The sequence below is a fragment of the Streptomyces sp. BBFR2 genome, assembly GCF_044497305.1.
Classification (GTDB): domain Bacteria; phylum Actinomycetota; class Actinomycetes; order Streptomycetales; family Streptomycetaceae; genus Streptomyces.
On record NZ_CP172415.1, the window covers coordinates 5,032,915 to 5,054,564 of the forward strand.

The following is a 21,650-nucleotide window of genomic DNA, read 5'->3' on the forward strand; positions in this document are numbered from 1 at the left end:
CACCGGCCCGAGCACCCGGCCCGCCCCGTCGGCCCGGAGGCCCGGAGGCCCGGCAGCCCGGGGCCCGGCCCCGCCCGCCGCCACCGGGCGCACGGCTCCGGCCCGCACCGCCCCGGGCCCGGCCCGCACCACCAAACGCGTCCCGGCCGACCCGTACGGCCCCGGCCCGTCGACGGTGCGGACGGCGGGCCGGGGTCCTCCTACGCGCGAAGGAGCGAGACAGCCCGATGCCCATCGACGTCGCCAAGGCCACCGGCGCCCCGCCGCGGACCACCGAACTCACCTGGGACCACAAGGACGTTCAGCTCTACCACCTCGGCATCGGCGCCGGCGCGCCCACCCCGGAGAAGGCCCACCCCGCCACCGACCCGGACGAACTGCGCTACACGCTGGAGAGCGCGCTGCACGTCCTGCCCAGCTTCGCCACCGTCGCGGGCGGGGGCATGGCGGTCGCCGGGGGACTGTCCGCACCGGGCATCGACGTCGATCTCGCCGCCGTGCTGCACGGCGGCCAGACCGTCACCGTCCACCGCCCCCTGCCGGTCTCCGGCCGCGCCACCCAGACCTCCACCGTGCCCGCCGTGTACGACAAGACCAAGGCGGCCGTCATCGTGCTGCGCTCCGAGGTCGCCGACGACGACGGGCCGCTGTGGACCTGCGACACCCAGATCTTCGTCCGCGGCGAAGGCGGCTTCGGCGGCGACCGCGGCCCCTCCGCCCGCACCGAGGTGCCCGAACGCGCCCCCGACCTCACCACCGAACGCCTCATCCGCGAGGACCAGGCCCTCCTCTACCGCCTCTCCGGCGACTGGAACCCGCTCCACGCCGACCCGTCGTTCGCGCGGCTCGCCGGATTCGACCGGCCCATCCTGCACGGCCTGTGCACCTACGGCGTCGCCCTCAAGGCCGTCGTCGACACCGCCCTCGGCGGCGACGTCTCCCGGGTGCGCGCCTACACCACCCGCTTCGCCGGGATCGTCCTCCCCGGCGAGACGCTGCGCCTGCGGCTGTGGCGCGACGCCCCCGGGCCCGGCCGCATCCAGGTGCAGGTCACCGCCGCCGACCGCGACGACGCCCCGGTCCTCGCCGACACCGTCGTCGACCACACCTGACCCGCCCCGCACCCGCGCCCGTCCCCGCACCGCCACCCGCACCGTCCGTTCGTACGAGAAGGAGCCGCACCGTGCGCGCAGCCGTACAGCACGAGACAGGACAGGACACCCTCGATGTCCTCGACGACGTCGAGGCGGTGGGCTTCGGGCCCGGCAAGGTCAGGATGCGGGTACGGGCCACCGGCCTGTGCCACTCCGACCTCTCCGCGATGAGCGGGGTACTGCCGCAGCCCACCCCGTTCGTCCCCGGCCACGAGGGCGCCGGCGAGATCCTCGACGTCGGCGACGGCGTCACCGCCCTCGCCCCCGGCGACCGCGTCCTGATGTGCTGGCTGCCCGCCTGCGGCGCCTGCCCGTCCTGCAAACGCGGCCAGAGCCACCTGTGTCTGGCCGGGTTCATGAACGCCGGGACGCCCAACTTCCGGCGGCCCGGCGGCGACGTCTTCGGCTTCGCCGGCACCGGCACCTTCGCCGAGGAGGTCGTCGTCGCCGCGCACTGCGCCGTCCCCATCCCCGACGACGTGCCGTACGACATCGCCGCCCTCATCGGCTGCGGCGTCACCACCGGCCTCGGCGCCGTCGTCAACACCGCGAAGGTGGAGGCCGGATCGTCCGTCGCCGTCATCGGCTGCGGCGGCGTCGGCATCTCCGTCATCCAGGGCGCGCGGGCCTGCGGCGCCGCCCACATCACCGCCGTCGACCCGGTGCCCGCCCGCCGCGAGGCCGCCCTCCGCTTCGGCGCCACCGAAGCCCTGGAGCCCGACGCCCTCGCCGACGCCAAGGCCAAGGTCACCGCGGGCGAGGGCTACGACTACGTCTTCGAGGTCGTCGGCAGGTCCGCCACCGCCCGCACCGCCTACGAGACCACCCGCCGCGGCGGCACCCTCTGCGTCGTCGGCGCCGGTGCCCTCGACGACACCTTCCAGGTCAGCATGTTCGAGCTGTTCTTCGACGAGAAGCGCATCCTGCCCTCCCTCTACGGCGGCGGCGACGTCCTGCGCTCCTACGAACGCGCCATCGCCCTGTGGCGCGCCGGACGCGTCGACCTCGAAGGGCTGATCACCCACCGCGTCCGCCTCGACGACATCAACGACGCCCTCGACCAGATGCGCACCGGCACCTCCCTGCGCACCTGCATCGAACTGTGACCGCCCCGGGCCGGGCGGCCGTACGGCGGCCACCCGGCCCCGCGACCGAGAGGAACGGCATTGACCGGCACCGCACTCCCCCTGGACGGCCGCACCGCCGTCGTCACCGGCGCGGGCCGCGGCCTGGGCCGCGCCGAGGCGCTGGAACTGGCGCGCCTCGGCGCCGCCGTCGTCGTCAACGACTTCGGGGCGCCGGGCCGCGACGGCTCCGGTGAGGCGTCCGCCGCCCCCGCCGAACAGGTCGTCGCCGAGATCACTGCGGCCGGCGGCCGGGCCGTCGCCCACACCGGCGACGTCGCCGACCACACACAGGCGGGCGAACTGATCGACCTCGCCCTCACCACCTACGGCGGCCTCGACATCCTGGTCAACAACGCGGGCATCCTCCGGGACCGGATGGTCTTCTCGATGACCGAGGACGAATGGGACTCGGTCATCCGCGTCCACCTCAAGGGCCACTTCAACACCACCCACTTCGCCGCGAAGCACTGGCGCGCCCGGTCCAAGGCGTCCGGCGCCCCCGCCTACGGCCGCATCGTCAACACCTCGTCCGAGGCGTTCCTCGCCGGCTCGGCGGGCCAGCCCAACTACGCCGCGGCCAAGGGCGGCATCGTCGGGCTCACCACCTCCACCGCGCTGGCGCTCGCCAAGTACGGCGTCACCGCCAACGCCATCTGCCCGCGCGCCCGCACCCGCATGACCGAGGACGTCTTCGCCGGCTTCGCCGAACCCGCCGACGGCACCCTCGACCCGCTGTCCCCCGCACACGTCGCCCCGCTCGTCGGCTACCTCGCCTCCCCGGCCGCCGCCCGCGTCAACGGCCAGGTGCTGGTCGTCCACGGCGGCATGGTCGCCATCGCCGAACGCCCCCGCATCGCCGCCCAATTCGACAGCGCCGAGGAGACCTTCACCTACGACGAACTCGACGCCGCCCTCACCCCGTACTACGCGAACCGCCCGGCGGGGGAGACCTTCGCCGCCACCGAGGTGCTGGGGCTCAAGCGGGGGTGAGGGCGGACGGCGGCGGGCGCCTCGGGCCGGACAACCCGGGCTGGACGCGGACTGCCCCGGGTTCGCCTCGGGCCGGACGTCCCGGGCCGGACGTCCCGGGGCGGACGCGGACTGCTCTGGGCGCCCGCCTCGGGCCGACCGCCGACCGCCGACCGCCGTCCGTCCGGGCCGTTCGCCGCGGGCCGGGGCGTGACCGGCTGCCGACCGGTCTCGGGCCGACCGCCGCGGGCCGCGCCCGGCGCCCAGCCCGCGCCCCGCACACGGCAACGGCCCCCGTCCCTTCCGCAGAAGGGACGGGGGCCGGGACAGGCTCCGGGGCGCCTGGAGATCAGGCGTGCTGGGGCTGCTTGGTGCGGCGGTGACGGCCGTTGGCGGCCGCCCTGGCCTCCTCCGTCGCTGCCGGACCGCGGTGCCTGCCGGAGCCTTGGGCCTCGGCGGCCTGGGCGGGTGCCTCCTGCGGGCGCGCCTCGGTCGTGTCGGTCTGGGCTTCGGGCATGGAAAGTGTCACTCCGTCGGATCGCTTACGGCTGTACGCGTCGAGGCCGCCGCGGTGCCGACGCCGGTGGCCGGCGCGACCAGCCGCGCGGGAACAACCCCGCGCTCCGTCAGGAGGGAAGGGCGGCCCCCGTCAGCCCCGCTGAATCCTAACGGGGCGGGTGATCACGCTCCACCGGGCCTCCCCGGCCGACAACGGCGCCTCCTGCAGCGGCACCGGACGGCAGGGAGAAGGGCGCGCGGCCCCCGTGAACGGCTCCCGGAACCCGGCCTCCGGCGGGGCGGGCGAGGGGGAGTTGCCGTCCCGGGGCGGCGGGAACGCCGCACCGATCGGGGCGATCCGCCCGCGGTCCTGCCACTGCCGGACGGGGTCCCCGTCCAGCCTGTTGCGCACCGGCAGCGGCGGCCGGGTGGTGTGCAGCCCCTGCATCGTCCGCCCCGCCCGGGACGGCCGCGACCGCTCCGCGTCCGGCGTCCGCACGGTGACCCCCGTCGGCGGCACGGGCACGGCGGCGGACACCGGCGGTACCGGCGGTACGTCCGCGGCGACCGGCACCGCGGGCAGCGCCGGAACCGGCCCGGGGCCCGCGGGCAGCGCCGCCACCGGGGCCGCCACCGGGGCGGGGGCCGGGACCGCCACCGGGGCCGGGACGGGCCCCGCCCCCGCCATCGGCTCCGCCGCCACCGCCCCGGCGAGCGACCCCGGACCCGCCACCGGCTCCGCGACCGGACCCGCCACCGGGCCGACCGCCGCTTCCGCGACCGGCTCCGCGACCGGTACCGCGACCGGCTCCGGGCCCGCCGCCCGTTCCACCGCCCGCTCCGTCGTCCACGGCCACAGCCCGTCGGACGGCTCCAGCGGTACGGCCATCCGCGCCAGCCCGCAGGGGACCGCTTCCGTGACGTACGGCAGCAGCAGCTCGCCGTCCGCGCTCCAGCGGCCCGATCCGGTCAACCACCCCTCGGGGGAGGGGAGTTGGCGCAGTTCCCGGTCGGCGGGGCGCCAGACGCCGAGGCGTTCGCCGTCGCCGTCCACGAGGTGCCAGGCCACCGCGCAGTGCTCGGGCGTCAGCATCTGCCGGGGCTGGACGGCGAACGGGGTGAGCGCCGCGTCCGCCGGGTGCAGGCAGGAGGGGAACCGCACCGGGAGCGCGCTGCCGAGGACGCCCCAGCCCAGGCGGTCCTCGCCCGGCGCGTCGGAGCGGACCAGCAGCAGTCCGCTGTCCGGATCGGCCAGCAGCAGCCGGTCGTTGCTCTCCTCGGTGATCTGGAGGAGGAGTGTCGTTTCGCCGCCGCGGCTCAGGTCGACGGCGACGGTCTTCGTCCGGCCGTCCAGCTCCTGATCGACGGCGAGCAACTGCCCGGAGCGGTCCAGCCAGGCGCCGCCGGAGCACCGCCCGGGAAGCTCCGCGAGGTGCTCGGGGCCGTCCGGACCTCCGTGCAGCAGCCACAGGGAGGTGGAGGTGGCGCCCGGCGTCAGCGCGTGGGCGCTGCGGCCGTCCGGCGCCGGGGGCAGCAGCGTCAGCTCCGGTGCCTCGATGGTGCCGAGCGGGAGTTCGCCGGTGTCCGGGCCCGACGGGTACAGCAGCGCGAGGGCGAAGCCGTCCTCGACGGGCCGCCGGATCAGCACCCGGCCGTCCGCCAGCGCCAGCAGCGCGCTGTCCGGCGCCTCCGGCGCCTCACCGGGCAGCGGTACGGCATAGGGCTCCGGTCCGCTCAGCGTCCAGCGCTCCGGGAACCGGTCGTCCGTCCCGTCACCCCGACGCGCCAGCCGGGCGGCGTACGAGCCGTCGGCGGCGATCGTCAGCGGCGCGCGGGGCGGACGTCCGGACGCCGCGCGGTCATCCCTGCCACAGACCGTCATCGGATGGTCACCTCCAGTCATCGGACCGAAGGTAGTTTTCGGACTTCCGGCCGATCAATGTGTGCGGTGAGGGTTCACGCATAAGGGTGGCGAAAGTCCGATTCGCCGGTGTTGATCAGGGTCCCTGTGCTGCGAGTTTCAAGCATGCGTAAAGTAAGGGCCGCCTAACCTCATGCTGTGCCGGGGGTCCGCCGCGCGTGGACCGCCCGCCCGACCCCCTGGAGTACGCGATGTCCCTTCGCCGCCGCGGCACCGCCGCCGCAGCCCTCGCCGCCGCCGGTGCCCTCGCCCTCGCGGCCTGCGGTTCCTCCGACGGGGGCGGCAAGAGTGACAACGGCACCGGCTCCAAGTCCGTCGCCCAGGGCGGCAAGGACTTCGCCAAGGCGGCGGAGGAGACCGCCAAGATGGGCACCGACGCCAAGGCCGGTCAGTTCCCCCGCGCCATCAAGCACGCCATGGGGACCACCGAGCTGAAGGCCGCGCCCAAGCGCGTCGTCGTCCTCGACGTCGGCGAGCTGGACAACGTCGTCTCCCTCGGCATCAAGCCCGTCGGCTACGCCCCCACCGAGGGCGACGAGTCGCTGCCGGACTACCTGAAGAAGGACGCCGGGAACCCCAAGAGCATCGGCACCATCAACGGCCTCAACCTGGAGGCCATCAACAAGCTCAAGCCCGACCTGATCCTCGGCAGCAAGCTCCGCGCCGAGAAGCAGTACCAGCAGCTCGCCAAGATCGCCCCGACCGTCTTCTCCATCCGCCCCGGCTTCACCTGGAAGGAGAACTACCTCCTCAACGCCGCCGCCCTCGACAAGACCGCCGAGGCGAAGGCGAAACTCGACGCGTACGAGAAGAAGGCGAAGCAGCTCGGCGAGGACATCGGGCCGAAGAAGCCGACCGTCACGATGCTGCGCTACATGCCGCAGTTCACCCGCCTCTACGCCCAGCAGTCCTTCATCGGCACCCTCCTCAAGGACGTCGGACTGCCCCGCCCGAAGAACCAGCAGGTCGACGACCTCGCCACCGAGGTCAGCCCGGAGAACATCAACCAGGCCGACGCCGACTGGATCTTCACCGGCGTCTACGGCGACCCGAAGGCCACCAAGCGGGACACCGCCGAGTCCAACCCGCTGTGGAAGAACCTCAAGGCGGTCAAGGACGGCCACGCCAAGAACGTCGAGGACGAGACCTGGTACCTCGGCCTCGGCGTCACCGCCGCCGACAGCGTCCTCGACGACCTGCGCGGATACCTCGTCAAGAAGTGACGTCCGGGCCCGGCGGCGCGGCGCCGGACAGGTGCCGCGCCGCACCGCCCGGCACCCGTCCGGCGCCCGCCGGGGACGCGGGACGGCGGGCCCCGGGCGGGAGGTAACCTTCCACCCGTGCCCGCACTGTCTGAAGTCCTCACCGCTCTCGACGCCCTCTGGCCCGCCGAGCGGGCCGAAGGGTGGGACGCCGTCGGCACGGTCTGCGGCGATCCCGAGGCGCGGGTCGAACGCGTGCTGTTCGCCGTCGACCCCGTCCAGGCCGTCGCCGACGAGGCGCTCTCCCTCGGCGCCGACCTCCTCGTCACCCACCACCCGCTCTACCTGCGCGGGACGACGACGGTCGCGGCGTCCACCTTCAAGGGCAAGGTCGTCCACACCCTCATCCGCGGCGGCGTCGCCCTGCACGTCGCGCACACCAACGCCGACACCGCCGACCCGGGGGTCTCCGACGCCCTGGCCGGCGCCCTCGACCTGCGGATCACCGGCCCGCTGGTGCCGGACGCCACCGACCCGCACGGCCGCCGCGGCCTGGGCCGGATCTGCGAACTGCCGCACCCGATGACCCTCGCCGAACTGACCGCGTACGCCGCCGCCCGGCTGCCCGCCACCGCGCAGGGCATCCGCGCGGCCGGCGACCCGGAGCGCGTCATCCGCACGCTCGCCGTCTCCGGCGGCTCGGGCGACAGCCTCTTCGACGCGGTGCGGGCCGCCGGGGTGGACGCGTTCCTCACCGCCGACCTGCGCCACCACCCGGCCTCCGAGGCCACCCAGAGCACGGGCGCCGTCCCCCCGGCGCTGCTCGACGCCGCCCACTGGGCCACCGAATGGCCCTGGTGCGAGCAGGCCGCCGCCCAGCTCGACGCCGTCTCCGACCGCCACGGCTGGGGCCTGCGCACGCACGTCTCCCGTACGGTCACCGACCCCTGGACCGCCCACGCGGCGTCCGTCCCGTCCACCCCGACACACACCACAGGAGCCCCCCGCTGAACGCCGCGCCCGCCGACCAGATCCGCCTCCTCGACGTCCAGGCCCTGGACGTCCGCCTCACCCAGCTCGCGCACAAGCGCAAGAACCTCCCCGAGCTGGCCGAGCTGACCACGCTGGAGGCCGACCTCACCCAGCAGCGCGACCTGCTCGTCGCCGCGCAGACCGAGGAGAGCGACACCACCCGCGAGCAGACCAAGGCCGAGCAGGACGTGGACCAGGTGCGCCAGCGCGCCGCCCGCGACCAGAAGCGCCTGGACTCCGGCGCCGTCACCTCGCCCAAGGACCTGGAGAGCCTCCAGCGCGAACTGGCCTCCCTCGCCAAGCGCCAGGGCGACCTGGAGGACATCGTCCTGGAGGTCATGGAGCGCCGCGAGGCCGCCCAGGCACGCGTCGCCGAACTGTCCGACCGGGTCGCGGCCGCCCAGGCCAGGACCGACGAGGTCACCGCCCGCCGCGACGCCGCGTACGCGGAGATCGACGCCGAGGCCGAGACGGTCACCAAGGAGCGCGAGCTGACCGTCGCCGACATCCCCGCCGACCTGCTGAAGCTCTACGACCGGCTGCGCGAGAAGCACGGCGGCATCGGCGCCGCCCGCCTCTTCCAGCGGCGTTGCGAGGGCTGCCGCCTGGAGCTGGACATCACCGAGCTGAACGACGTCCGCGCGGCCGCCGCCGACACCGTCGTGCGCTGCGAGAACTGCAGCCGCATCCTGGTCCGTACGCCCGACTCCGGTCTGTAGGCCGTGGTCCGCACCCTGACCGTCGAGGCGGACGGCGGCTCCCGGGGCAACCCGGGCCCGGCCGGTTACGGCGCCGTCGTCCTCGACGCGGCCACCGGCGAAGTCCTCGCCGAGGCCGCCGAGTTCCTCGGCACCGTCACCAACAACGTCGCCGAGTACCGCGGCCTCGTCGCCGGACTGCGGGCGGCGCACGCCCTCGACCCGGCGGCCCGTGTCCGGGTGCGGATGGACTCCAAACTCGTCGTCGAGCAGATGTCGGGCCGCTGGCAGATCAAGCACCCCGACATGAAGCCGCTCGCCGCCGAGGCGGCCGCCGCCCACCCGGCGGACCTGGTCTCGTACGAGTGGATCCCCCGGGCGGAGAACAAGCACGCCGACCGGCTCGCCAACGAGGCGATGGACGCCGGACGCGACGGCCGGCAGTGGCAGCCCGCCACCTCCCGCGCGGCGCTCGACACCCCGGCGCGCGGCGGTACGGACGGGGCCGCGGCGGTCACCGCCACGGGCACCGGCGCACCCGCGACGTCCGCCCCGGGCTGGGGCGCCGCCGACCTCGGCAAGCCCGCCACCCTTGTCCTGCTGCGCCACGGCGAGACGGCGCTGACCCCGCAGAAACGCTTCTCGGGCAGCGGCGGCACCGACCCGGAACTCTCCCCGGCCGGACTGCGGCAGGCCGAGGCGGCCGCCGCCGCGCTGGCCGCCCGCGGCACGATCGAGGCGGTCGTCAGCTCCCCGCTGCGCCGCTGCCGGCAGACCGCCGGGACCGTCGCCGACCGCCTCGGCCTCGACGTCCGCGTCGAGGACGGGCTGCGCGAGACGGACTTCGGCGCCTGGGAGGGGCTGACGTTCGGCGAGGTCCGCGAGCGGTACCCGGACGATCTCGACGCCTGGCTGGGCTCCACCCGCGCGGCGCCGACCGGCGGCGGCGAGACGTTCGCGGCGGTCGCCCGCCGGGTCGCCGCCACGCGGGACGCGCTGACCGCCCGGTACGCGGGCCGCACCGTCCTGGTGGTCACCCACGTCACGCCGATCAAGCAACTGGTCCGGCTGGCGCTCGGCGCCCCGCCCGAGGCGCTGTTCCGGATGGAACTGTCCGCCGCCTCGCTCTCCGCCGTCGCCTACTACGCCGACGGCAACGCCTCGCTCCGGCTGCTGAACGACACCTCCCACCTGCGCTGACGCGGTACGACGACGGGCCCGGCACCTTCCGCGGGTGCCGGGCCCGCCGTCGTCACGGTCGCCTCGTCAGTGCGTCAGTGCGTCAGTGCGTCAGCGCGGCGGCCTCGCGGGCGAGTTCGGTGACCTGGCCCCAGTCCTTCGCGGCCAGCGCGTCGGCCGGGAGCATCCACGTACCGCCGACGCAGCCGACGTTGGGCAGCGCGAGGTAGGACGGCGCGGAGGCGGCGCCGATACCGCCGGTCGGGCAGAAGCGGGCCTGCGGCAGCGGCGCGGCCAGCGACTTCAGATACGGAACCCCGCCCGCGGCCTCGGCGGGGAAGAACTTCATCTCCCGCACGCCCCGCTCCAGCAGCGTCACCACCTCCGACGCCGTCGAGACACCGGGCAGGAACGGCACCCCGCTGTCCTCCATCGCGGCCAGCAGCCGCGGCGACCACCCGGGGCTCACCAAGAACCGCGCCCCGGCCCCGCACACCGCCGTGACCTGCTCGGACGTCAGCAGTGTGCCCGCGCCGACCACCGCGTCCGGCACCTCGGCGGCGATGGCGGCGATGGCGTCGAGCGCGGCGGGCGTCCGCAGCGTCACCTCGATCGCCGGCAGCCCCCCGTCGACCAGCGCACGGGCGAGCGGCACGGCGTCGGCGACCTCCTGGATCACCACAACCGGAATGACAGGGGCGAGACCCAGCACGGAGGCGGGCACATCGGGCGCGGGGGAGGAGTCAGCGTGCGTCACGCGCCTATAGTGCGCCTCTCCGTGCGGGGGGCGCAACGGGCGTTGCGGCATATGCAACGAGTTAGAGATGAGGCGGGGCGGGCACGGGCGCGCGGTCCGCTGTTGACGGTCGAGGGTGACGGCTCGGTGCCGCGGCGCCGGTGATGCCCTGCGGCCCGGTGCCGTTACGGCTGGTGGGCGGCGGGGCGCCGCTGCCACGGAGGGCCGCCGGTGACGGGAGAGGGGCGGTGGGGGACGGTGCGCGTTGCCGGCCGAAGGCTGACACCTCGGGGCGGACGGCTCGCCGCCTGCAGCCCCGCCCCGCCCTCACAACTCCGTGACGATCACGTCCACCGCCCACGGGCGGCCCGCCCGCGCCGGGGCCTCGGCCTCCACCGCGTATCCGAGCGTGCGCAACGCCTCCACCAGCTCCGCCGGGTCCTCCGGGGACGCTCCGGCGGTCAGCAGATCGCGGACCATCCGCCCCTTCGTCGCCTTGTTGAAGTGGCTGACCACCGACCGCTTCTCCACCCCGTCCACGATCTTCGACTGGAGCACCCGCACCGTCGCCGTCCGCCCCGCGACCTCCCCCTTCGGCTTCCACGCCGTCGCGTACGCCGCCGACCGCAGGTCCAGCACCAGCCCCGACGCCGCGACCTGCGGCAACACCCGCGCCATCGGCTCCCGCCAGTACGCCCCGAGCGCGCCGGGACCCGGCAGCTTCACCCCCATCGAGCAGCGGTACGACGGGATCGCGTCACCGGGCCGCACCGCGCCCCACAGCCCCGAGAACACCAGCAGCGACCGGTCGGCCCGCTCCCGCGCCGCCGCGTCCAGCGTCGTCAGCCCCAGCGCGTCGTAGAGCACCCCGGTGTAGACCTCCGCGGCGGGCCGGGTGCCCGCCGTCCGCAGCGCCGCGTTCTTCGCGACCTCGCCCCGCAGCCCCACGCCGATGCCCAGCGTCTCGCGCGCCTTGTCCTCATCGCCCGAGCAGAGCGCGATCAGCTCCTCCAGCACCGTCTCCCGCGCGGCACCCAGCTCCGGCAACGACAGCCCGGCCACCTCCAGCGGCGCCCCCTCGCCCCCCGCGGCCTTCCCCTCGGACGGCGGCAACAGCACCAGCACGGTCTTCTCCTTCACACGACGAACGCGGTACGGGGCCCGGCCACGCCGAACCCCGCAAAAGGGTAGGTCCTGCCACCCACCACCCACCACGACGGAACCCCAGCTCGCGGCCGAGCCGGGACGCCTCCGGCCGAGTCGGCACGGGGCTGTGCCCGTGTGGCCCGGTGTGGCCCGGTCCTGTGTCTGGTCGTGCCCGGGGTCGGCCCGGTCCGCCCTGCTGAGGGTGCGCTTCGCCGTCGCCGCGACGGAATCGCGGCTCGCGGCCGGAGCCGGGACCCGCCTCCGGCCGAGCGGGCACGGGGCTGTGCCGGTGCGGCCCGTGTGGCCCGGTGGGCCCGTGTGGCCCGGTCCTGCGTCTGGTCGTGCCCGGGGTCGGCCCGGTCCGCCTTGCCGAGGGTGCGCTTCGCCGTGGCTGCGACGGAACCGCGGCTCGCGGCCGAGCCGGGACCCGTCTCCGGCCGAGTCGGCACGGGGCTGTGCCGGTGCGGCCCGGTGCGGCCCGGTCCTGCGTCAGGCCGTGCCCGTGCCCGGACCCTCGCCCGGCCTCGTGCCCGGGCCGGGCCCCGCACCCGCCCCGGCCCGTACTTCGCCCCGCACCGGCCCGGGGGCACCCACGGAACCCCAGCTCAACCCCCTGATGCCCCTGATGGCGGCCCGCACCCGACCGGCCCCGGGCCGCCCTGTCAAACCGCGCCGAGCGCGCCGTACCGCCTTACGCTCGGTGACATGCCCCGCCGCCCCATGCATGTGACCGACGCCGCGCAGGACCCGCTCGGGGCCGCACTGCGCGGGCTGCGCTGGCGGCTGGAGATCCCCGAGCACTTCCCGCCCACCGCGCAGGCGGAGGCCGACAGTGCGGCGCTCGCCCCGCGCATCCCCACCGCCACCGGCGACGTCGCCACCGCCGACAGCCTCGCCGACGCCACCGATCTGCCGCTCTTCACCCTCGAACGGCCCGGCGCCCCGGACCTCGACCGCGCGATGTTCCTCACCCGCCGCCCCGCCGGACGCGGCTTCCGCCTCCACTACGCCGTCGCCGACGTCGCCTCCTTCGTCACCCCCGGCGGCGCCCTCGACGCCGAGGCCCACCACCGCGTCGCCACCCTCGACCTCCCCGACGAACGGATCCCCCTCCACCCGTACGCCCTCAGCGAGCGGGCCGCCGGGCTCCTGCCCGACCAGGACCGCCCGGCCGTCCTGTGGCAGCTCGACCTCGACGCGGACGGCGATCTCACCACCGCCTCCGTCCGCCGCGCCCGGGTCCGCTCCCGCGCCCGCCTCGACCACCCGGCCGTCCAGCGGATCCTCGACGACGGCACCGCCGAGGAACCCCTCGCCCTGCTCCGCGAGACCGGACTGCTGCGCGAGGCCCGTGAACGCGCCCGCGGCGGCATCTCCCTGTACGTCCCCGAGGCCCGCCTCACCGTCCACGACGGCCACTACGCCCTCACCCACCGCGCCCCGCTGCCCGCCGAACGGTTCACCGCCCAACTCGCCCAACTCGTCGGCGTGGCCGCAGCCGACCTGATGCTCGCCGCCGGCACCGGCATCCTGCGCACCCTGCCCACCGCCCCGGACGGCTCCGTCGCCCGCCTGCGCCGCACCGCCCGCGCCCTCGGCGTCGACTGGCCGCACCACACGTCGTACGCGGCGCTCATCCGCGGTCTCGACCCGCACCGCGCCACCCACGCCGCGTTCCTCCAGGAGTGCGCCACCGTGCTGCGCGGCGGCGACTACCTCGCGTTCGACGGCCGCCCGCCCCCGCCGTCCGCGGCGATGCACGCCGCCGTCGCCCTGCCCTACGCCCACGCCACCGCCCCGCTGCGCCGCCTCGTCGACCGCTACACCTCGGAACTCTGCCTCGCCGCCTCGGCCGGAATCGCGCCACCGCCCTGGGTCCGCTCCGTCCTGCCCGGACTGCCCGCCACGATGGCGACCGGCGCCCGCCGCGCCGACGAGGCGGAACGCGAGTGCGTCGCCCTCGTCGCCGCCGCCCTGCTGCGCGACCGGATCGGCGAGACCTTCGACGCCGTCGTGACGGAGACCGGTGACGGTGCCGGAGCCGGTGCCCGCACCGGTACCGACGCCACCGGACCCGACGCCGCCGCCGGGGTCACCGTCCACCTCCGCGCCCCCGCCGTCGCCGGCCACCTCACCGTCCCGCCCGGCACCCCCGCGCCGCACCCCGGTGATGCCCTCCGCGTCCGCGTGGCCGCCGCCGAACCGGGCAGCGACCCCGTCCGCTTCACCCCGGCCTGACCGGCGGTTCCGGCCGGGTAGCATGGTCACCACGGCGGACGAGCCGGCCGGGCGGCCGCGTGAGGTCTTACGACCTCCCGAGGAACGTCCGGGCTCCACAGGGCAGGGTGGTGGGTAACGCCCACCCGGGGTGACCCGCGGGACAGTGCCACAGAGAACAGACCGCCGGCGCCGCAAGGCACCGGTAAGGGTGAAACGGTGGTGTAAGAGACCACCAGCCTCCGAGGTGACTCGGAGGGCTCGGTAAACCCCACCCGGAGCAAGGTCAAGAGGGAGCGCCCCGGCGCTCCTGCGCGGACGATCGAGGGCTGCCCGCCCGAGTCCGCGGGTAGACCGCACGAGGCTGCCGGCAACGGCAGCCCTAGATGGATGGCCGTCTCCCCTCGGCCCGCAAGGACCGGGGGTGACAGAACCCGGCGTACAGGCCGGTCTCGTCCGTCGGCTAGCTGTTAAAAGGGCCCCTGATCTGGAATTTTCCAGGTCAGGGGCCCTTGATTTTCCGTGGGGCGGGGCAGTCGCTCCCGGTGAGAGTTTCGGGCTGCGGCGCCCTAGGAATTCAGAGGGGCGGGGTCGCCGCCCTTGTTGATATGAGGTGTCACCTTTCCGGTTTTGGTTTCGACCCACAGGACTTCGTCCCGTCCGTCACCGTTGAGGTCGGCGAAATCGCGTCGTTGGGTTTCAGGGTCGAATTCACCGCCGTTGGCGATCTCGAATTCCTTTCCCCAGCGGGGCTGCCCGTTGCTTTCGATGCCGCCGTTCAGTGACACGTTCAGGGGCTTGGTCACGGTGCTGCTGACCAGGTAGTCTGCCCGATTGTCGCAGTCCGCGTCGGCGAAGGTGGGCACGTCCTTCTCGTTCAATCCGGTGGGACGGAATTGTCCGATGGATTTCCAATCGGGCTGATCGCCGTCGCTGCCCTCACGGTTGAACCACGCCTGTACGGTTCCGGAATCAAGGTCGAGCGTGAGGTGGTCGTCGCGTCCGTCCCCGTCGATGTCGGCAAATATCACCTTGGTGTTCCCTGCCGTGGCGCGGGGAATCCGCGCTTCGATCGTCCAGGTGGGTCGTCCGAGGGCGCCGGCTTCAACGATCTGCCGTTCCTTTGAAGCGCTCGTCTTCCATCCCTTCGCCGCTCCAGTTTCACGGTCGACCATCAGGTAGTCGTCGAGTCCGTCGCCGTCGAGGTCGGCGAAATCAATGTCATTCTGTGCGGAAAGACTGTCGGTGCCGGTGGTTAAAATTTTGCCAGGCTCTTCCCATCGGAACTGGTTCTTCTCATTGATCGCATTGAGGTTCTTCCATGCCTTCACTTCCCCGGTTTCGCGATTGACCACCAAGTAGTCGTCGAACCCGTCCCCGTTGACGTCGGCGAAGTCGACGTCCATACGTGCCGCATCGAATTCAGGGGATGTGCCGATGGGCCCCATTTCGTCCCAGCCGTGGTGGGCGCCTCCGCACTTGGCCGGAGAGGGCAAGGGAGCCGGCCGGGTGGCAGATGTGCCGCGTCCGGAGGGGGGAGTGCTCCGAGCCTCGCTCCCCGGTTTTCCGCCGCTGGTCTTATTCCCCTCGTCCTGGCTGGTCACCACGGGGATGACGGCGCTGACCACGCCGAACGCCCCGCCGCCGACGGTGGTGATCACAGCGGTGAGGAGAGCGACCTTGCCGGCTTCGCTCAGACCGCCGAACCATGCCCTGGCCCGGACCGTGCGTGAGCGCCGTGGGGGCGGAGGGGTTCGGTCCTCGCCGGAGTCGCCGCTCCGGTCCGAGTCGCCGCTCCGGTCCGGATCGCCGTTCTGAGATGACGGTGTCGAAGGCAATGCTCCCCCTTGACTCTCGGTCGGCTGACGAGCCCCAAGAGCCTAGGGCAATCGTGTGACCTGGACCACGGACGAGGCCGGGGGCGGCGGGGCGACGGTTGGTATCCGGCCTCGGCACGAGAAGGCCAGGAGGGGCGCGAACGACGGCTCCGCGGGCCAGGGGCCCGGGGAGCCGTCGCCGTTCACTCGCCTGTGCCCGTCTCTGTGAGCCCCGTCTGGATCAGCGGATTCCCCCGGCGACGTGAGACGAAGACACCCCGGCCCGGCGGCATCGGTCGGGGCCGGACGTTGCCGAGGACGTCGCCTTCGTCCGGGTCGCCGGAGAGCACCACGCCCTGCGCGCCCAGCTCCTTGATCCGCTGCATGAAGGGCTCGTACGAGGAGCGGCCCGCGCTCGCCGTGTTGCAGGCGATGAGGAAGCGGACGCCCACATCCCGGGCGAAGGGCAGGAGTTCGGTGAGCGGGGCGAGGGGGTTGCCGGCCGGTGTGGAGACGAGGTCGTAGTCGTCGACGATCACGTACACCTTCGGGCCCTGCCACCAGCTACGCGCCCGCAGCTCCTGTGCGGTGATGTCCGGGGCGGGGGTGCGACGTTTCATCAGGGCGGCGAGCGCCTCCACATGGTGGTCCATGGCGTTGGACATCGGGACATACTCCGCCAGGTGAGAGGGCGGGGCCGCGTCGAGCAGGGACCTGCGGTTGTCGATCACGAACATCTTGCATCTGTCACCGTCGTAGCGGTCGGCCAACTGCTCGATGAGCAGGCGCAGCAGGTTGGACTTGCCGGATTCGCTCTCGCCGAAGACGAGGAAGAAGGGGTCCTGTTCGAAATTCAGGAAGACCGGCTCCAGGTTGTTCTCGTCGAGGGCGAAGGCCACGCCGTGGTCTGGTGCCGCATGCCCGGCCGGCAACTGGGAGAGCGGCAGTTCGCGGGGCAGCAGACGGACGGCCGGGGCGACGGGGGCGGGCCGGTGCCGGGTGATCTCCTCGCGCATGGCGGCGGTGGCCTCGGACAGACCGGAGGCGGAGTGGCGGCCGTCGGTGCGCGGCACCGCGGCCATGAAGTGCAGCCCCTCGAGGGTGATACCCCGGCCCGGGACGCCCGGTGGCACGTTGGCCGCGGCCCTGCGGTCCAGTTCGGAGTCCATGGGGTCGCCGAGCCGCAGCTCCAGGCGGTTCATGAGCAGGTCCTTGAGGTTGGCCCGGACCTCCATGGTGCGTGAGGCGGTGAGCACCAGGTGGATGCCGTAGCCGAGGCCGCGCGCGGCGATGTCGTGGACCGCGGACTCCAGGGCCTCGTACTCCGTACAGAAGGTGCCCCAGCCGTCGATGAGCAGGAAGACGTCGCCCCACGGCTGGTCGGTCACCGAGATCTCGCCCTGGGCACGCATGCGGCGGAAGGTCGTGACGGAGTCGATGCCCGCGCTGCGGAAGTACTCCTCCCGGCGGGTGAGGACACCGTGGACCTCGGCGACGGTACGGCGCACCCGCTCGGGGTCGAGGCGTGAGGCGACGCCGCCGACGTGCGGCAGCCCGGAGAGGGCTGCCATGCCGCCACCGCCGAGGTCCAGCCCGTAGAACTGGACCTCCTGCGAGGTGTGGGTGAGCGCGAAGGAGGAAACGAGGGCGCGCAGCAGTGTCGACTTGCCGGACTGCGGGCCGCCGATGATCTGCATATGACCGGCGGCGCCGGAGAAGTCCCGGTAGAGGGTGTCGCGGCGCTGTTCGTAGGGCTTGTCGACGATCCCGAGGGGGACGACGAGCCGGCCCGCGCCCTCGTGGCCGGGCCGGGACAAGCTGCCGTGCTGCGCGTCTGCGGCGCCGGGGAGCAGGTGGTCCAGCGGAGGCGGGTTGTCGAGCGGGGGCAGCCACACCTGGTGCGCGGTCGGCCCCTGACCCTCCAGTCGGCGTACGACGACGTCAAGGACCGTGTCCGCCAGGGCGTTGTCCTGCGCCCGGGGCCGCGGATCAGGTTCGGGAGTCCCCGGGCCGGGCTGCTTGTGGTGCACCGGCACCGGGGCGGCGGTGAACGGGACCGGGCGGCGGTCCGTCTCCGGCTGCCCGTCGGCCGTCTCCGGGCGGTCCGGCACCGGCCGGTGCGCCCCGGAGACGTAGGCGGCCTTGAAGCGGTCCATCTCGTCGGTGCCGTACTTCAGATAGCCCGAGCCGGGGACGTTCGGCAGGTGGTACGCGTCCGGGACGCCGAGTGCAGCCCGCGACTCCGCCTCGGAGAACGTGCGCAGGCCGATGCGGTACGAGAGGTAGGTCTCCAGACCGCGCAGCCGTCCTTCTTCGAGGCGCTGCGAGGCGAGGAGGAGATGGACGCCCAGGGAGCGGCCGATGCGGCCGATCTGGACGAACATCTCGATGAAGTCGGGCTTGGCAGTGAGGAGTTCGCTGAACTCGTCGATGACCAGGACCAGGGACGGGACGGGGGCCAGGGCGGCGCCGAGGGAGCGGGCCTTCTCGTAGTCGTGGATGTTCGCGAAGTTGCCCGCCCGGCGCAGCAGCTCCTGCCGGCGGTTGAGCTCACCGCGGAGGGAGTCCCCCATGCGGTCCACCAGGGTCAGGTCGTCGGCGAGATTGGTGATCACCGCGGCGACGTGCGGAAGATCCGTCATACCGGCGAAGGTGGCGCCGCCCTTGAAGTCGGCGAGGACGAAGTTGAGCGTCTCCGAGGAGTGGGTGACCGCGAGGCCGAGGACGAGGGTGCGCAGCAGTTCGGACTTGCCGGAGCCGGTGGCGCCCACGCAGAGGCCGTGCGGACCCATCCCCTCCTGGGCGGCCTCCTTCAGGTCGAGCAGGACAGGGGTGCCGTCCTCGCCGACGCCGATGGGGACACGCAGCCGTTCCGCGCGGGAGCGGGGGCGCCAGGTGAGGGAGGTGTCCACGGATCCGGGATCGCCCAGGTCCAGCAGGTCGGTGAATTCGAGGTTGGCCAGGAGCGGCTCGTCCGGGTCGCCGCCGGGGGCCGGATGGAGCGGGGCGAGCTGGAGTGCCAGTGCCTCCGCCGCCTCGGGGCTGAGCCGGTCCGGGGTGCCTTCGTACACAAGCCCCTGCCCGGACTCCAGGCGCAGGGACCCGGGGTGCACATCGATCGAGAGACCGCCGAGCGCGCCGGTGATCCTGCCCGGTACGAGCTCGATGACGGTGACGCCCTGGATGCCCTCGGCCGTGGCGAGCGTGGACGTCGGGGGCGGAGCCGTCCCGTCGAGTACGACGACGAGGTGCGGCCGATCCAGGAGGGGCGGGCCGTCGGGCTGGAAGCGGGGGCGGCCTTCGAGCGGCCGCCCGAGCAGCTCGTCGAGGTCTGCCGCGCCGGTGGTGATGAGCCGGCCGCTGCCGGCGCCGTCGGTGTTCTCGCCCTGCACATGCGGTAACCACTTGGCCCACTCCCACCGGGGCGCGGTGTCCGGGGCGGCCGCGATGCCGACGATCAGGTCGTCGGGCGAGTGCAGGGCGGCCAACGAGGCGACGAGGGCGCGTGCCAGGGCCCGGACGGACTCCTCCTCGCCGCCGACGGTCACGTGGTAGAAGGCACGCAGTGAGATCGCCAGGGGCAGGCCGTCCACGGTGTCGTGCGTGGTGAGGAACCGCGACAGGGCGCCCGCGGTGAGGGGTTCGAGCTCGTCGGCGGGGGCGGTCTCGGGCGCGATGAGCGGGGTGGCGAGCTGCTGGCTGCCCAGACCGCCGCGTATCTGGGCGAAGTCATCGTCGCCGATGCGGCGTTCCCAGGTGCGGCCGCCCTCCGCGACGAGGGCCCAGAGCTGTTCCGGGGCGGGGTGAAGATAGAACTGTGCGTCGCGCTGCAGGCGCGCGGTTTCGGCGACCGAACGCCGGATTTTCGCCAGATGCTTCAGATAATCGCGCCGCATATCGGCGAGCTGCCCCTGGGTGCCGCGCCGGTGGCGGACGAGCATCGCGACGCCCATGGCCACCGTGGACGCGATCATGACCACGCCCATGATCTTCATGACCGGGTTCGGCGTCATGAAGAAGAAGACGACGGAACCGCCCATGCCGAGCATCGGGAGCAACTGCATGAGCGCGCCCTCCTGCTGTCCACGTGGCAGCTCGGGCGGCGGTGGTAACCGCACCGGCTCGGCGGGTACTTCCGACGGCAGAGCCCGCGGCGGCCGCTTGACCACGATCTGACCCAAAGCTGCGCCCCTCCCCTCGCCGGACAGCGCCCCTCGCACCCCCGTGGCGCCGGCTCCGTCCGCCGGGATCCTACTGGCGACCGCTGACACCGCGAGCGATAGTTTGGCGAGGCACGTTGTACACCCGCGGAATGCCGGTGAACGCGGGGGTGTTCGGGGCCGTTGGGGAAGACCGGTGGGCGTGGCAACCGGATTGCCGGCCTCCAGACCTGGGACAGCGTGGAGGGGGACGAGTCAGGTGAGTTCGGAGGTTCAGAAGGCGGGCCATGCGGGGGACCTACCCGGCCCCCGGGGGCGGACCGACCGCGGCACAGGCTTTCGCAGGGTCGTCGTCGCGGCGCCCGACGGCCGCCTCGACGTGGCGTTACCCGACGACGTGCCCCTCGCCCATCTCTATCCGGAAATCCTCCGCCTCTCGCGGCAGCGTCCGGTGCCCGGCGCACCGGTCGGCTATCACTTGATGCGGCGGGACGGCGCCGTACTCGACGAGGCGCGCTCACTGGCCGCTCAGCACATCGTCGACGGCGAGTTCCTCACACTGCGCCCCTTCTCCGATTCGCTTCCGCCCCCGGTCTTCGACGACGTCTCGCACGCCACTGCCAGCGCGGTCACCCGCGACCGCAGACTGTGGGACGACACCCTGATGCGTGGCGCCGGACTCTTCGGTTCCGCGGTCCTTCTCGTCCTGTTCGCCTTCGTGGTGTGGACCTCGGACCTGCGACGCGACATGCATGGTCTGCCAGGCGTCCTGACCGCGGTCTCCGGCCTGACGCTGCTCGCGCTCGCGATCGCACGCGCCCGGGTGTACCGGGACCGCGGCTCTTCGCTCGCCCTCGGCATCGGGGCGCTGGTGCATCTGGGCGTGGCCGGATCCGGACTGCTGCAGCCACCCGACGGACAGGGCGTCGGCCGGCTGCAGTCCCTGCTCGCCTGCGCCGCGGTGCTCGTGGCCTCGGTGCTTCTCGTGATCGCCACACCCAGCGGCGACGGCCCCTTCGTCGCCTTCGCCTTCGCCTCCGCCATCGGCCTGGGTACCACACTCGTGGCCATCCTGACCGGTCTGGAGCCGACCGAGGCCGCTGCGATCTGCGCTCCGCTGGTCATCGGCACGCTCGCGTTCCTGCCCGGCCTCTCGATCCGCTTCGCCCGCCTCCCCATCGGCTTCGACCCGCCCCGTTCGGACGCCGGTCTCGACCACCAGGACGAGCCCGAGCCGCACCCCGGTATCGACGCCGAACGCATCGCGGCCCAGGCGCGCCGCGGGCACGAGCTGCTCCTCGGTCTGGTCGGCGGCTGCGCGCTGGTCGCGGTGGGGGCCGCCGCCGTGCTCGGCTTCTCGGACGACCTGTGGGCCCAGCTCCTCGCGTTCGCCACCGGTGTGGCCATGCTGACGCGCGCCCGCCTCTTCCGGCACACGGCGCAGGTGGGCTGCGCACTCGCGGCGGGGCTGGCCTCCCTGGTGCTCCTGGGGCTCGGGCTCTCGCTCAACCCGCCCGCGCGGATGGTCCTGGAGGCGCTGCGGGGCGACACCACGGCGCTCGACATCCGCCTGGTCTGGCTCTCGGTGGCGGTGGCGGCGATCGCCACGGCCGTCGCCGCCGTCGCGCTGATCGTGCCGCGCAAGGGCGTCACACCGTTCTGGGGCCGCTTCCTCGACATCGGGGAGAGCTTCGTGCTCCTGACGCTGCTGCCGCTGTGCCTGGCAGTGTTCGACGCCTACCACGGGATGCGTTCTCTCTCCGCATGAGGCGCGGTACGGCGATGTGAGCTATC

15 protein-coding genes and 1 other RNA gene are annotated in these 21,650 nt (G+C 73.7%); 10 read left to right on the forward strand and 6 right to left on the reverse strand.

From position 1 onward, the window contains the following. The first annotated feature begins 227 nt into the window (after window positions 1-227). The 3 genes from ACGH2B_RS20485 (at window position 228) to ACGH2B_RS20495 (ending at window position 3,271) form a co-directional block, all read left to right on the forward strand. On the forward strand, window positions 228-1,112 hold the full coding sequence (locus ACGH2B_RS20485; protein ID WP_399091660.1) for a MaoC/PaaZ C-terminal domain-containing protein: 885 nt from the start codon (window positions 228-230) through the stop codon (window positions 1,110-1,112). Between the two features lie 71 nt (window positions 1,113-1,183). Next, window positions 1,184-2,260 carry a Zn-dependent alcohol dehydrogenase gene (locus ACGH2B_RS20490; RefSeq protein WP_399091663.1) on the forward strand — a complete coding sequence of 359 codons (1,077 nt, stop codon included), beginning with the start codon at window positions 1,184-1,186 and terminating at the stop codon, window positions 2,258-2,260. Window positions 2,261-2,320: 60 nt separating this feature from the next. Next, the gene (locus ACGH2B_RS20495) at window positions 2,321-3,271 is read left to right on the forward strand and encodes a 3-oxoacyl-ACP reductase (RefSeq protein ID WP_399091666.1); all 951 of its coding nucleotides are present in this window, start codon (window positions 2,321-2,323) and stop codon (window positions 3,269-3,271) included. Between the two features lie 328 nt (window positions 3,272-3,599). On the opposite strand, the gene ACGH2B_RS20500 is transcribed toward ACGH2B_RS20495, so the two are convergent. Next, on the reverse strand, window positions 3,600-3,767 hold the full coding sequence (locus tag ACGH2B_RS20500) for a hypothetical protein (protein WP_399091669.1): 168 nt from the start codon (window positions 3,765-3,767) through the stop codon (window positions 3,600-3,602). Between the two features lie 132 nt (window positions 3,768-3,899). Further along, a complete protein-coding gene (locus ACGH2B_RS20505) occupies window positions 3,900-5,651 on the reverse strand; it encodes a hypothetical protein (RefSeq protein WP_399091671.1) in 1,752 nt (583 codons plus the stop codon). 209 nt (window positions 5,652-5,860) lie between these two features. Between ACGH2B_RS20505 and ACGH2B_RS20510 the strand changes: the two genes are divergently transcribed. The 4 genes from ACGH2B_RS20510 (at window position 5,861) to ACGH2B_RS20525 (ending at window position 9,801) form a co-directional block, all read left to right on the forward strand. Continuing rightward, window positions 5,861-6,892 (forward strand): ABC transporter substrate-binding protein, encoded by a 1,032-nt coding sequence (locus ACGH2B_RS20510; protein WP_399091674.1) that lies wholly within the window; start codon window positions 5,861-5,863, stop codon window positions 6,890-6,892. Between the two features lie 117 nt (window positions 6,893-7,009). Beyond that, window positions 7,010-7,882 carry a Nif3-like dinuclear metal center hexameric protein gene (locus ACGH2B_RS20515; protein WP_399091677.1) on the forward strand — a complete coding sequence of 291 codons (873 nt, stop codon included), beginning with the start codon at window positions 7,010-7,012 and terminating at the stop codon, window positions 7,880-7,882. Continuing rightward, complete coding sequence (locus ACGH2B_RS20520) at window positions 7,879-8,622, forward strand: zinc ribbon domain-containing protein (RefSeq protein WP_399097173.1); 744 nt, start codon at window positions 7,879-7,881, stop codon at window positions 8,620-8,622. The genes ACGH2B_RS20515 and ACGH2B_RS20520 overlap by 4 nt, the downstream gene beginning before the upstream one ends. Window positions 8,623-8,625: 3 nt before the next feature. After that, window positions 8,626-9,801, forward strand: a complete 1,176-nt coding sequence (locus ACGH2B_RS20525; protein ID WP_399091680.1) for a bifunctional RNase H/acid phosphatase — start codon at window positions 8,626-8,628, stop codon at window positions 9,799-9,801. An 82-nt stretch (window positions 9,802-9,883) separates the two neighbouring features. Here the strand turns inward: ACGH2B_RS20525 and eda are convergent, their stop codons facing one another. Then, window positions 9,884-10,537 (reverse strand): bifunctional 4-hydroxy-2-oxoglutarate aldolase/2-dehydro-3-deoxy-phosphogluconate aldolase, encoded by a 654-nt coding sequence (eda, locus tag ACGH2B_RS20530; protein WP_399091683.1) that lies wholly within the window; start codon window positions 10,535-10,537, stop codon window positions 9,884-9,886. Between the two features lie 306 nt (window positions 10,538-10,843). Beyond that, window positions 10,844-11,641, reverse strand: coding sequence for a peroxide stress protein YaaA (yaaA, locus tag ACGH2B_RS20535; RefSeq protein WP_399097176.1), 798 nt, complete (start codon window positions 11,639-11,641; stop codon window positions 10,844-10,846). Between the two features lie 726 nt (window positions 11,642-12,367). On the opposite strand from yaaA, the gene ACGH2B_RS20540 reads away from it, so the two are divergent. Together ACGH2B_RS20540 and rnpB are read left to right on the forward strand one after the other, a co-directional pair. Next, a complete protein-coding gene (locus ACGH2B_RS20540; RefSeq protein WP_399091686.1) occupies window positions 12,368-13,900 on the forward strand; it encodes an RNB domain-containing ribonuclease in 1,533 nt (510 codons plus the stop codon). Between the two features lie 39 nt (window positions 13,901-13,939). Further along, window positions 13,940-14,338: RNase P RNA component class A (gene rnpB, locus ACGH2B_RS20545), an RNA gene on the forward strand. Window positions 14,339-14,448: 110 nt separating this feature from the next. Here rnpB and ACGH2B_RS20550 read toward each other — a convergent pair. Next, a complete protein-coding gene (locus ACGH2B_RS20550) occupies window positions 14,449-15,540 on the reverse strand; it encodes an FG-GAP-like repeat-containing protein (RefSeq protein WP_399091688.1) in 1,092 nt (363 codons plus the stop codon). Window positions 15,541-15,899: 359 nt separating this feature from the next. Further along, the gene (gene eccCa, locus ACGH2B_RS20555; protein ID WP_399091691.1) at window positions 15,900-19,877 is read right to left on the reverse strand and encodes a type VII secretion protein EccCa; all 3,978 of its coding nucleotides are present in this window, start codon (window positions 19,875-19,877) and stop codon (window positions 15,900-15,902) included. A gap of 181 nt (window positions 19,878-20,058) precedes the next feature. Here eccCa and eccD point away from each other — a divergent pair, with 181 nt between their 5' ends. Continuing rightward, entirely contained in the window at window positions 20,059-21,624 is a 1,566-nt protein-coding gene (gene eccD, locus ACGH2B_RS20560; RefSeq protein WP_399091694.1) for a type VII secretion integral membrane protein EccD, read from the forward strand. Window positions 21,625-21,650: the final 26 nt, after the last annotated feature.